Consider the following 13,005-nt stretch of genomic DNA (forward strand, 5'->3'; position numbering starts at 1 on the left):
CTCCTTGCCTTATTTCTTTTTCTTCTTTGGAAATTCCAGATGGAACCTTGGCTTTCCGTCCTCCAGTGTCAGTAAAAGATCTGCGTCAAACTTTATATCTTTTTTTCTGGAATACAGCCCTTTTACATGGGTGCAGGCTTTATCAAGAAGCTCCACTGCCATCTTTTTATCCAGTGTTTTCTCCATGCTTCCTAAGAAACGGTTTTCTTTCCAAAGGGCAAAATCACACTGCCTGTTGGAGCAGTAAAAATTCTGCTTTCCTTCGTAGACATCAGAGCCGCAGACCGGACACTTACCGATCACTTCCCTTGCTTTCTGGAACCTTCTCCTTTCCGTTTCCGGTATTTCCCTGCACACAGAAAGAATCTTACCGACTAAAGAAGTGATCTCACCCATAAACTGTGTATCGGTGATCTGCCCTTTTTCCATCATTAAAAGCTGATTTTCCCATTCGGCAGTCATTGCGGCAGATTTCAGATAAGCCGGCATGACATTCACCAGTTCCCTGCCCTCTGTGCTTGGCAAGATCTTCTTTCCTTTTCTGACTGCATAGCCGGAAGAAACCAGTTTTTCAATGATACCTGCCCTGGTTGCCGGAGTCCCCAGTCCTTTCTTCTCTGTCTCCGAATCAAAGTCTTTATTCCCTGCGGTTTCCATAGCGGCAAGGAGGGTATCTTCATTGAATGGTTTTGGCGGGGAAGTAAAATGCACTGTCTTTTCTGCCTTTACCGGAGAAAGCGTCATTCCTTCTTCATATCCATATGGAATGGAAGTTTCTTTTTCCGTTTCTTCTTCCGGCTTGGCTTTCACGCACTGGTTCTTAAAGGCATTCCCCGCCGCTTTAAATCCCATCTGCACCGGCACTTTTCCTCTGGCGGTAAAATCATGTCCCTGACATTTGACCGTAATATCCGTCTGCTCATACTGATACTCTTCCCCTGTTGCCTGCACCAGCTGCTGGCAGACCAGCATCATCAGGTTCTTTTTGTCCGCCGTCAGATCAGAGATTCCTTTTTCTACGGCTTCTTTTGTTGGAAGAATCGCATGATGGTCGGATACTTTTGCATTGTTAATCACTCTGGTGATGTTATGTCCCAGCTGTCCATAATCCAAGAACGGAAGTAAGACTGGCATTTTCCCTACCAGTTCCTCTACGGTATCCCTCATATCCTCCGTCACGAACTGGCTGTCCGTTCTTGGATAAGTGACCAGCTTTTCTTCATATAATTCCTGCAGCATATCCAGTGTTTTCTTTGCCGTATAGCCAAAGTAACGGTTTGCTTCCCTTTGCAGACTGGTCAGATCATAAAGTTTGGGAGGAAACGCTTTCTTTTGTTCCCTCTTTACCTGTGTAATCACTGCTTCCGAATCCATACATAAGGAAGCAAGGAGATCGGCTGCTTCCTCATTTGCAATATTTTCAGAAACTACCGTAAGCCTTCCGTCTGTCAGTACTACTTTATAAAAGGCTTCTTTCTGAAAATGCTCAATCTTATCCTGACGTTCCGCAAGCATGGCAAGCGTTGGCGTCTGCACCCTGCCCACAACCAGACGTTTAAAATAACAGGTCGTATATGCCCTGGTTCCGTTCATTCCGATCAGCCAGTCTGCCTGTGCCCTGCATACCGCAGCCATGCAGATATTCCGGTATTCCTCTGCTCCTTTCATTGTCTGAAAACCTGTCCGGATTGCCGTATCTTCCATGGAACTGATCCATAAACGCTTCACCGGTTTCCTGCATCCGGCAAGGTCATACACTCTCTGGAAGATCAGTTCCCCTTCTCTTCCTGCATCACAGCCATTTACCAGATAGTCCACATCTGCCCGGTTCATCAGGCTTTTTAACACATCAAACTGTTTCTTCTTATCTCTGGAAACTTTCAACTTCCAGACCTGCGGGAGAATCGGAAGGTCATCAAACTGCCATTTCTCATATTTCGGGTCATATTCCTCCGGCTGTGCATACTCTGCCAGATGCCCAAGGCACCAGCTGACAATACAGCTCTCCCCTTCTAAATATCCGTCCTTTTTTTTATAAGCTGACAGATTTTTGGCATAACTCTGTGCCACACTTGGTTTCTCTGCGATCACTAAAAATTTTGACATACGCTTTTTTTGTCCTTTCTGAAAAAGGGCAGCCAAACTGCTCTGGCTGCCCCTGTCCTTATTTTGGTTGCTTCTTTGGAGATGGAAGTTTATTCTTCTTCCTCATCCTCTTCTTCATTTACATACGGTCCGTCAGAGAACTCCAGCTGTTCGCTTACATAGTCCTCCTCTTTGCCACGTCCATGCTTTTTATAAACGGCGATACCTGCCACTCCAAGAATCGCTGCAAATACGATTGCTCCAAGTCCTTTTACATTCATTCCTGTCTTTTCTTCTTTCTTCACTTCGGTTTCCTCCTCTGCTACCGGGGTAGTTTCCGGTGTGGTTTCCGGGATCACTACGGTTGATTCTTCGGTTTCTTTGCTCTTTTCTGTCTCATCCAGAAATTCTGCCAGGTCATTCTCATCGACCAGGGACATCATATATACATTTTCTGTATTGCTGGAACGGTCAATGACCATGTAAAATGTATTTCCCTTCTTGGTCTGGATGGTAAGGAACTGTTTCGTATCATCATTTTCCTTATCATCCACCAGCTGGGCATTTCCCGGAGTAGAAAAAGCAGAATTATCCCCTTCCCCGGTGACCCTTCCGGTATCCTCTTTCTTCTCCGTATCTTCTGTTGATTCTGTTGCCGTTTCTTCTACTACCTGTGTCGTTGTCTCCTCTGCCGATGGGTTTGCATTTGCATAAACCGTAGCAATGGATGTCCCGGAGATCATGGTGACTGCCATGGCAATCATAAGCAGTTTCTTTACCACTTTATTCCTCATCGTCTAAAACCTCTCTTTCTGTCATCTGACCAACAGGTGGTCTGTGAACTTCTGCGTTGTTTTCCTTTTTCTGCGGAGCTTTTGCATCCTCCACCGTGATACCACCGTCCTCATCCATCTGGATCGTAACGGTTCCTTTCTGAATCCCGTCAAGCAGGACAAGCAGGCTGCGGCTGTCCAGCTTCATGGAACGGAACGACTTAATGATCTCTATATCTTCCATCTGCTGTCTCAATGTATTCTGCCGCTTCAGGTGTTCCTGTAATTCAGCAATCTTATCCTCCGTTTTCTGAATATCATTCAGAAGTTTTTTTAATTTCATGTTCATCTGCCCTGTCACCTCCTTTAATGCAGACGACCAAACGCCATAAAATGTTCCTGCCAGTAAGCACTTGCAATGCTGGTATACTGGACAGGCTTGCCACAGTGAATCATCATGTTATTGCCGACATAGATTCCCACATGGCTTGCTCCCGCTGTATCATAGGTTCCCTGGAAGAAGATCAGATCTCCCGGTTTTGCCTCCGATGGAGATACCTGCGAACAGTGTAACCGCAGCTCATCGGCAGTACATCTTCCGACATTCCATCCATTTCCACAGTTATTGATAACCCAGCTCACAAAGCCGGAACAGTCAAAACCACTTGGGGAATAACCGCCCCATACATATGGGACACCCAGATATTTTTCTGCTTCCTGTATCATTTTTGCAAACTGTGGATCAGATAAAGCATCTGCCGGTATGTCATAACCAAATCCACTGCTTCCGGTGGGTATGCTGTTTAGATCAAACAGGTAATCACGGTTGCCATAATATTTGTTATACGCATCGTAACGTTCCTGTTCTTCCTCTGTCATACGGCTCCTTAACACGGCATCCAGGCTGTGGTTCGTCATCGTCACATCCAGACGGTTCACTTCTCTTGTGGTCGTGACCTGCACTTCCTGGCTTCCATTACTGTCTGCTATGTAGGCTTCCCATGTCTGGTGTCCATGTGCGGATGCCGCCGCATGATTGTCATAGTAAACATCAAACTGTACCCCATATCTTGCGAACGCTCCGGTATCTTCTACTACATATTCCACACCGTTCATGACTACATGGGTTCCGATCGGCACAAATGGGTTCGCTGCATCCACGGCAATCGTATGGTTTGCTGTCGGCATTGCACCACTGGCTGTCGGTCCGCCACTCCACTGACCACAGCAGATTGTGCAGTTACAGTACCCACTCGTCACAACCTGTCCCAAGGATTCCCCTACCCGTACAGTCTTGGTTTCCGTAACTGTCTCTCTGGTAGAGTCTGTGGTGATCCCATACTGCTGTCGGAAGATCTCCTTAATCTCCTCTGCCACTTCATCGTAAGTGAAGCCGCCGTATTTTACCGTAAGATAAGAGATCAGCTGATACGGGTTATGACCGATCTCATCAATCTGGTACCGGTATTCATCATAATCCGGATGGGTGGATTCCATCTGGTTAATCTGTGTATTCAGTGCTTCTTCCAAAGCACGGTACGCATTTTCAGCGGCATAAATATCTTCATCCGTACTGGAATAGCTGGTAGAGATGATTGCTGAAGAAGCTCCCTGCAAAGATGCCGTACAGCTGGTAAAGCTGGCTGCGATCAGTACAAAGATCAGGGCAAAAACAGCTACCGTGGCAAAAATCCCCCGGTTCTGTGCCGCCACCATCTTGACCGCATCTTTCGCTTTTTCCGTAAACTTCTGTGCGGAAGTGATTGCTGCATCCTTTACTTTTTTACTCTGTCTGGCTGCCTGATACTGCTTCTGGTAACGCTTCTTCTGAAAGAGTTTCTGCAGGGCAGATTTCTTTTTCTTCTCTGCTTCTATTTTCACTGTGTCCTTCGCTTCATTTCCATAGGCAGTCTCAAATACCAGCCGGCTCCTTTCTGCTTCATCCAGAACGCTTTCTTTTAATCTCCGGGATTCTTCTCTCCGCCCTTTCAGCCGTTCCCGCATATAGATGGATTTCCTTACAAGGCTTTCCCCGGCAAGCTCTGCCCGGTGTGCCCCTTCCACTGCCGCATTTTCATCCTCTTCTTCGTGCGTTTTCCAGTGTGCTGCCGTAACTGCCGCATCTTTGACTGCCGATGCCGGATTCCGGATACCAATCCCGGCACCATGTACCATGCCGTCATCCTCATCACCAAAAGACAAGCGGGAAACTTTTTTCCGCTGTTCCTTCAGCACCCGTTCCCTTTTGGACTTGCCTTTGATCTCCTCGTGGAACTCATCCAGGGAATCTTCCATCACTTCGGAAGTTTCCCGGTAACGGGCAGATTCTCTCTTGGCTGCTTTTTCTTCTCTGGAAGCCTTCTTTTCCTTCCGCCTTTCCTTTGCAGCATAATCCCTGACCATCTTTTTCTTCCGAAGGTCCCGGCTGTCTGCAACTGTCTCCAGATATGCCCGTTCCCCTCTTGGCTGTCCACGGATACTCTCTGTACGAAAGGCAGATTTTGGATTTTCCCCATTTTCAACAGAAACATCTCCCTCTGGTTCTACCTCTTCATCCATATCTGGTTTTATATTCTGGTCGGATACATGTTCCCTGCTATATCTGGGTTTTCTGGAACTCTGCTCCGGCTGCTCCATTTCCCGTTCTTCTTTCAGCCGTTCCTGTCTGCGTTTACTGAAATCCAGTTCTTCTTTCTTTTCACTGCGGGAAATCTCGGTATCTGTATCCCGTCCGGTGATCCTTTTTTCTTCCTTGTTCCGGAGGTTTTCTTCCCGCAGACCATCCCGGCTCATCTTCTGGACGGTTTTATCTCTCGCCTTATACTCATGCTCCTGCAACTTTGACCATCCCCTTTACTGTACTGCTTTGTCCCAGTTACTCTGTCTTATCCTGATAGTCCTCCCATTTCTCCAACACTTCATCTGCCATCCCTGCAATTGAATCCGTCAGCTTGTCTGTCATTCGCTCACTTAAAGTTCCCCTTACAGCCAGACAAGATGTAATTCCCATGAAATCAATCAGTTCCGCCAGATAAATAAGATCATCCATCATTTCATCAGCCGTTACTTTTTCCTTTGTGTCCTTTTCCATTTTCAAAATCTCCTTTTCATTGTCTGCACAGATTCTTTCTGCAAATATGCAGCAAGGTTCACCGCTACATCTCTCCATGTTTCTGTAATCTTTCATCTTGTAATCCTCCATGATTTCCGGGCAGAAAAATTGCCGGAAGTATTCCTCCGGCTCATCCTCTACTCTGTTTTATTTTGTTTCGTTTATTTCTTTAATCGTCCCGTTCCCCGATACCAAGTTTCTTACGCTTTTCCACCTCATCCGGCTTAGAAGTCATCAGGGCATACAGCATCAGAGAATTATCAAACTTATCCTTGAACGGGATAATGGTACTGCCATAAAAGACCAGTCCCTCACCTTCCCCGCTGTTCGTTACATAAGAAAGCTGGTGTGGGGAAATGTTGAGCTGCCTTGCAAGGATCTGTCTGTCACCAGATGCCTGATTGAGCATCAGAATAAAGTCAGAGTTTTCAAAGATGTTCTCAATCTCCCGGCTGGCTAACAGATCTTTTACATTCTGTGTGATACCCGTAGGATACCACCCCATTTACGGAATCGCTTCCAGATCTCCACACTGTATGCTGCCGTCTGCTCCTCTTTTAAAAGCAGATGGAACTCATCAATATAATATCTGGTACTCTTATTTGCAGAACGGTTGATCGTTACCCTGTTCCACACCTGGTCCTGTACGATCAGCATCCCCAGTTTTTTCAGCTGTTTTCCCAGATCCTTAATGTCAAAACATACGATACGGTTACTCAGTTCCACGTTGGTTCTATGGTTAAACACTTTTAAGGAACCATTGACGTAGATCTCAAGTGCCGTTGCCAGACGCTGTGCTTCCTGCTCTTTCTGACTACGGAGAAGATTATATAAATCCTCTAAAATAGGCATTTTTTCCGGTACCGAGTCAGAAAGGAAATCCTGATAGACCAGCCTTACGCATCGGTCGATGACGGTCTTTTCAACCGGCTCCAGTCCATTCTTTCCGCCAACTACCAGCTCACAAAGGGACAGGATGAAGTCCGATTTTAAGGAAAGCGGGTCATCATCGTCAGCGTAATCCAGGTTAATATCCATCGGATTGATATAATCGTGGCTGGTCGGGGAAATACGGATCACCTGTCCATGAAATGCCCGGACTAACGGATAATATTCACCTTCCGGGTCACAGACGATAATGTCATCTTTCGTCACGATAAATGCGTTTGCAATCTCTCGTTTTGCCGCAAACGACTTACCGGAACCCGGTGTACCAAGAATCAGCCCGTTCGGGTTCTTCAATTTCTTCCTGTCTGCCATGATAAGGTTATTGGACAGGGCATTTAATCCATAATAAATAGATTCCCCAGCCATAAATAATTCCTGTGTGGTAAACGGGACAAAGATTGCCGTGGATGTCGTTGTCAGTGCCCGCTTGATCGGTACAAAATTCACCGCAAGCGGCAGGCAGCTCATCAGTCCCGGCTCCTGCTGGTAATCCAGCCGTTTCAATGCACAGTTATATTTCTGTGCGATACCGGCAGTCTGGAACACCACATTTTCCAGTTCCTGTTTGGTCGGTGCAGTATTTAAGAACAATGCTGTCACAAGGAACATTCTCTCATTTCTGGACTGCAGATCTTCCAGAAGCCTTTTTGCCTCCCCACCGTATGTATTTAAGTCCGATGGGATAATGTCCATATCATAGCCTGCCCGGACCGCTTTTTTCTGTTCCTCAATCTTCATACGGTTAATATCCGTCACCTTGCTTTTTACCAGTTTAATCGCCTTCATCTGGTCGATGGACTGGATATGGAAATTCACCATCAGGTTACTGTCCATCTCCAGAAACTCTGCCAGCATCTTGTCGGTAAGTTCCGGTGCCAAGATCTGTAAATAGGAAACAGCTCCCATCGTACCTCCCATCTCAAAATCTTTTCCATTTTTAAAAACAAAACTGGTCGGTGCGACATAATCCTTGGTGCTAAGCCCTGTCCGAAGCACATCGTCATAAGAGAAATGGAACGGAACTTTGCTGTCCTGGTTAAAGGTTTCATACATGATCTGTAACCGTTCCTCCCCATTCAGCGGATAGGCAGATACCCCAAGAATCTTAAAGTTATTCAGAATATCTGACTCGATACGTTCCAGTTTTGGTCGTGCTTCCCGTATATTCTCCGCTTCAATCCCGAATGTGATATATTTGGTACGCATCAGCCGTTATTTCCTTTTGCCAGCTGGTTATTGAGCATTTGGGCAAACTCCATACGCAGGTCATCAAATTCATCCTCCTGCGGATTGATATGGATGACCTTCTCATACTCTGCCATGTTGCTGTGCTGGTTGATAAAGGACAGTTGAAAATGAATCGTGCTGTCAAAGTAATTCAGGAAATCACACCAGTTTTCAAAGATGGCGTTCTTATCTTCATTCTGTGCCAGCTGATAGTTGATGTCATAAAAACGGATCGTCTTGGAATAAAACTTGTCCTGCACCCGGCAGATACCATCCCTTCCCATCTCATGGTATGGAATCGACTGCTGTGCAGTAATCCTCTTATCTCTGGCACTATCCGGTGTTTTCTTTCCTGTCCCGCTGCTTCTCGTTCCGGAAACCGCTTTTCCTGCCGGACGCTGCCCCGGCGGTGCTGCGGCAGGTCTGCTCTTTTTCTTTTTTGCGTTTTTCTTTGCGTCACGCACTGCCTGCTTTTCTGCCCTGGCTGCCAGCTTTGCTTCCCTTTTTGCATTTTTCTTATCCGCTTTTTCATGTTCCTTATGCAGTTTTTCTTCATATTTCTGTGCCCTTTTGAGGGCTTTCTTTTCCCTGCGTGTCAGTTTCCGGTTCGGTCTGCGGACACCTCTTTGGCGTTCCAGTGCTTCATATCCTGTCACCATCGGCTCATCGTGCAGCCTGCCGCTTACTGGTTTTCTTTTCATTTCGGGGACTGGAAGTTCTCCTTCTCCATCCTCCTCATCCAGCCAGTAATCATCCGGATACAATTCTTCCATGCTCTGCGGCTGTCTATCGTTTTTTCTTTTTAACACCCTTCGTTCCCCCTTTCTTCTTTCTGACCACGGTATATTTTTTCTCATACATATTTTCCATCTGGTACTTGCGTACCGGAGGACGGATAAATTTTACGGTGATCATATTTTTTAAGACCTTTTCTAACGGAAGTCCATCTTTCTCATACATGGCAAATAAAAATGCCGGAAGCATCAGAAGGCACATCCCGGTCGCTGCGTTACTGGAACCAATGATTCCCCTGCTTAAGAAATAAAACGGAAGCCCTACTGCCGCCGCAATCCCAAAACAGATCAGCTGCCGTTTCGTCAGGTTGAAAATGATCTTATTCTTGACCTTGGTTAAGTCTTTAGGCACAGATACAAATGCCATTGCCAGTTCCTCCTTTCTTAATGGGCGTTAAAGATACTGCGGGCAAAGTTTCCTGTTTTCATCAGACTGAAACACAGGATCACCGTGTATGCCATCACGCCGAACAATGCAGAATGTATGTTATCTGACATCTGGATGTTTGCAACCAGGACCGCATAGATTCCCACGCAGACCATCATAAAAAATCCCTGGAATGCCAGTGCAAACAATCCACGAAGATAGTTGTTCCCAATCTGCCCCCATTCCCGGTTGGACATGGTTGCAAACGGGATCGCTCCAACGGACGAATAGAGATAAATTTCAATCATACGTCCATACAAAATCACTGTAATAAAGACTGAGATAATCTTCATACACAGGCTTACAAGCATCGTTTCCAGTGCCAGTATGACAAGTTCACCAATCTCCATAGATTCCATCGCTGTCTCCATTGTGGAAATCATCGTATCTATATTGATCGCTGTATCAGAACTGATAACCCCAGCTGCCCGGCTGACTACGGACTGCCCGACATCAAATACCGCCATCGTGATCGTAAAGGTATGGCTGACAATCCAGACTGCCACCCACATCTTGAAAAAGTATTTAAAGAACATCCAGGTGTCGATGTCGTGCATGTTGTTCTTTTCCGTCAACATGGAGATCAGCTCATAACAAAGTACAAATGTGATAATCATACCGGCAATCGGTACAATGACCGACTCGGAAAGATTCTGTATCATGCTGTAAATGCTGCCATTCCAGCCCTGCGGTGTCTGCCCAACCTGAGCAGCAATCTGACCGGTCTTTTCATTGACATCGGTATACATTGTTGTCAGGTTGGAACTTACCATGCCTGTCAGAAGATTCCTCATCCATTCTTCAATCGCTTCAAATATCCGATCCATGAGTCATCTCCCTCCTGCTTCTCTCAGCTGAACAATCCGGACAGTAACGGTACCAGCTGGGTGCCGATCAGAACGACACCGCCTCCTGCCATCAGCTGCTTGATCCCCTGGGACTTTGCACCTGGGTTGTCGTTTCCATATCCTTCTAACAGGTTGATAACACCCCATACTGCAAGTCCGGCTCCAATCGCCACCACAAGTGTCTGTAAAATATTGATTGCCTGATTAAAAAACGCCATATTCGTTGTCTCCTTTCAAATCTCTGTATTTCTCTGGTTTCTATCTTTAAGAAGTCTTTTCCGGCTCTGCCCTTACGGGCGGCCTTTCATGATCTCTCAAATCCATCACCTCCCAAAAGGGTAAAGAAAAAAGAGCTATGTGTCTGAATCTTTCACATGCTCTGCTTCCTTGTTTTCTGTATTTAATTCTTCTGCCAGACTCTCTTCCGAAAACTCATACAGGTCAAATTCCTGTGTCCTCGTCAGTTTCACTTCCATCCGATGCCGCATATACGCTTCCACATCAAACTCATTTTTCTTATCGTAGTCTGACAGCTCCTTATACCGTTTGTGTCTGGTAATATCGAACTTGTCACTGAAAAATGGTCTTACACCCCGAAGCTGCAAGATACATTTGCTGCCATCCATGACCGCAAGTTCGTCCCGGCTCATCAATTCCTTTCCTGTTTTCTGATAGTTCATCCCGTAAGAACGGCTCTGTCCACGGGTGTCCGAAGTGTTATATAAATCAATCGTTTCTTTTCCCAGCGTCTCGGAAATCTCCTTTAAGGTCGAACTTTCCTTACCGCCAAGGAATAACATCGTATCGCAGTTGCCTAGGATTGTCTCAGCTGCATCTTTGTAGATCGTCTTTAACTGGGACTGCGACTGGAGGATAATGGATGCAGAGATTTCCCTGCTACGGATGGTTGCGATCAGCTTGTCAAACTTTGGATCTGACCGATATTTGCGAACTCGTCACAGAGGATTCTGACGTGATATGGCAGTCTGCCATGATGTACATCGTCTGCCCTGTCACATAACAGGTTGAATAACTGGCTGTACATCATCGCCACAACAAAGTTAAAGGTATCATCCGTATCGGAAATGATAATAAACAGTGCTGTCCTCTGGTCACCTACCATATCCAGTTCCATCTCATCATAGCTCATGATCTCACGAAGCTCTGCAATGTCGAACGGTGCAAGCCTTGCACCACAGGAAATCAAAATACTCTTTGCTGTCTTTCCTGCCGCCAGCTTATATTTCTTATACTGACGTACTGCAAAATGCTCCGGTTCTTCCTTTTCCAGTTCCTCAAACAGCATATCTACTGCATTTTTAAATGTCTCATCATCTTCCCTTGTTTCGGAAGCGTTGATAAACTCAAGCAGGGTCGCAAAGTTCTGTTCTTCTTCCGGTGCTTCATACCAGATATAGCCGATCAGGGCACAGTACAGAAGCCTCTCTGCTTTCGTCCAGAAATCCTCACTGGACTTCTCGCCTTCCCCTTTTGTGTTTACCATAATCGTATTTACCAGTTTCAAAATATCCTTTTCTGAATGGATATAGTGGAAGGGGTTATAATGCATACTCTTGGAAAAATTGATCGTATTCAATACTTTCACTTTATATCCATGCCGTACCAGCATCTTTCCGCACTCAATGATGATCGTCCCTTTCGGATCCGTGACCACATAACTGATGTATTTTCCCATCTGCATCAAGTTGGGCTTTACATAAAAACGTGTCTTTCCTGAGCCAGATCCGCCAATCACGATCACGTTCTTGTTCCTCGCAAATTTCGGATTCTTTGGTCTGCCATTCATGGTCAGCCGTTCCGTCATAGTCAGCAGGATATTGTTCTCAAATACCGGGTCGATAAAGGGTGCAATGTCTTTTGCCGTCCCCCATCTTGCCGAACCATACTCCACTCCCTGCCGGAACTTTTTGGCATTTTTCCCTTTCATATAGACCAAGAGCTTCACCGCCACGGCTCCTGTAATCCCAACCAGCAATTCATTTTTATGCATACTTGGAAGAATCCTGCTGAATGCCATCTGGAAATTTAAGACCAGTACCATCAGTCTTTCTATCATAGAATCACCCACACAGTATTGATATAACCATGCCAGCTTATTTCCCACATAAAAGATTACGATATACGGAAGATTCATCAGAACAATCCGAAGCAGCTTATGTACATCCACCGGCGGTAACCTCTCCAGGTATCCTTTTCCTACACCAAGCAATTTCTGTAATCTGCTCATAATGACGGCTCCTTCTCCTTTCCTTTTGTTTTCTCCAGTTCTCTGTGCTTTGCAAGCGATTTGGTGATTGCCTGCTGTAACTTCTTCCTCACGGATGGTTTTTTGTCCTTATTGAGAGACTTGCCCGTGTATTCCTTAAAAGCGGCAGTCATCACATCGGCATCCCTTGCCTTAAAGAACACATAGTATTTTGGCGGGTCAGCAGTCACATCTTTTTTCAGACTGAAATCAATGCTGTACTTCTTTGCTACCTGTTCAAAAGACTTGATGTTTCCATCTGTGATCTCAATGTTGGACAGCTGTACATTCTGCTTCATCAGCTTATCAAGGCTCTGTTTTCCCTTGTAGGTCTTATCCTCCTTTTCCTTCTGGGACTGTTTCTGGTTCGTTTTCTGTCCCTGCTGCTTTTTCTCCTGCTCCATCTTTGCAAGAGCCTTTACCATGGCAGATTTCAGCAGGTTGGCAGTGACCTTGCCACAGCGGATACAAAGTGAGACTGTTTTCTCATTCACTTCATCCTGCAATCACACCACGCCCTTTCTT

At 45.8% G+C, this 13,005-nt stretch carries 9 protein-coding genes and 2 pseudogenes; all 11 read right to left on the reverse strand.

The features are described from left to right. Positions 1-9: 9 nt before the first annotated feature. The 11 genes and pseudogenes from DW965_RS02155 to DW965_RS02205 all read right to left on the reverse strand — a co-directional run bounded on the left by DW965_RS02155 (position 10) and on the right by DW965_RS02205 (position 12,986). Positions 10-2,106, reverse strand: coding sequence for a DNA topoisomerase 3 (locus DW965_RS02155; protein WP_117494614.1), 2,097 nt, complete (start codon positions 2,104-2,106; stop codon positions 10-12). 89 nt (positions 2,107-2,195) lie between these two features. After that, positions 2,196-2,879, reverse strand: a complete 684-nt coding sequence (locus tag DW965_RS02160) for a CD1107 family mobile element protein (RefSeq protein WP_118404131.1) — start codon at positions 2,877-2,879, stop codon at positions 2,196-2,198. After that, positions 2,869-3,207 carry a DUF4315 family protein gene (locus tag DW965_RS02165; protein ID WP_117494612.1) on the reverse strand — a complete coding sequence of 113 codons (339 nt, stop codon included), beginning with the start codon at positions 3,205-3,207 and terminating at the stop codon, positions 2,869-2,871. The genes DW965_RS02160 and DW965_RS02165 overlap by 11 nt, the downstream gene beginning before the upstream one ends. Before the next feature lie 17 nt (positions 3,208-3,224). Continuing rightward, positions 3,225-5,696, reverse strand: a complete 2,472-nt coding sequence (locus DW965_RS02170; RefSeq protein WP_119197968.1) for a C40 family peptidase — start codon at positions 5,694-5,696, stop codon at positions 3,225-3,227. A 37-nt stretch (positions 5,697-5,733) separates the two neighbouring features. Further along, a complete protein-coding gene (locus DW965_RS02175; protein ID WP_243036265.1) occupies positions 5,734-5,949 on the reverse strand; it encodes a hypothetical protein in 216 nt (71 codons plus the stop codon). A gap of 190 nt (positions 5,950-6,139) precedes the next feature. Continuing rightward, positions 6,140-8,954, reverse strand: a pseudogene (locus tag DW965_RS02180) (VirB4-like conjugal transfer ATPase, CD1110 family). After that, positions 8,932-9,306 (reverse strand): PrgI family protein, encoded by a 375-nt coding sequence (locus tag DW965_RS02185; RefSeq protein ID WP_005338480.1) that lies wholly within the window; start codon positions 9,304-9,306, stop codon positions 8,932-8,934. Before DW965_RS02185 ends, DW965_RS02180 begins: the two are co-directional and overlap by 23 nt. Positions 9,307-9,323: 17 nt before the next feature. After that, positions 9,324-10,193: a VirB6/TrbL-like conjugal transfer protein, CD1112 family gene (locus DW965_RS02190; protein ID WP_004612759.1), complete on the reverse strand. Its 870-nt coding sequence runs from the start codon at positions 10,191-10,193 to the stop codon at positions 9,324-9,326. 23 nt (positions 10,194-10,216) lie between these two features. After that, positions 10,217-10,432 (reverse strand): Maff2 family mobile element protein, encoded by a 216-nt coding sequence (locus DW965_RS02195; protein WP_005338487.1) that lies wholly within the window; start codon positions 10,430-10,432, stop codon positions 10,217-10,219. Between the two features lie 135 nt (positions 10,433-10,567). Further along, positions 10,568-12,462 (reverse strand): annotated as a pseudogene (locus DW965_RS02200) (VirD4-like conjugal transfer protein, CD1115 family). Continuing rightward, positions 12,459-12,986 (reverse strand): PcfB family protein, encoded by a 528-nt coding sequence (locus tag DW965_RS02205; protein ID WP_118404149.1) that lies wholly within the window; start codon positions 12,984-12,986, stop codon positions 12,459-12,461. The pseudogene DW965_RS02200 and the gene DW965_RS02205 overlap by 4 nt, the downstream one beginning before the upstream one ends. Positions 12,987-13,005: the final 19 nt, after the last annotated feature.

It is taken from the genome of Blautia sp. AM47-4 (assembly GCF_003479865.1).
In the GTDB taxonomy this organism is placed as follows: Bacteria; Bacillota; Clostridia; order Lachnospirales; family Lachnospiraceae; genus Fusicatenibacter; species Fusicatenibacter saccharivorans.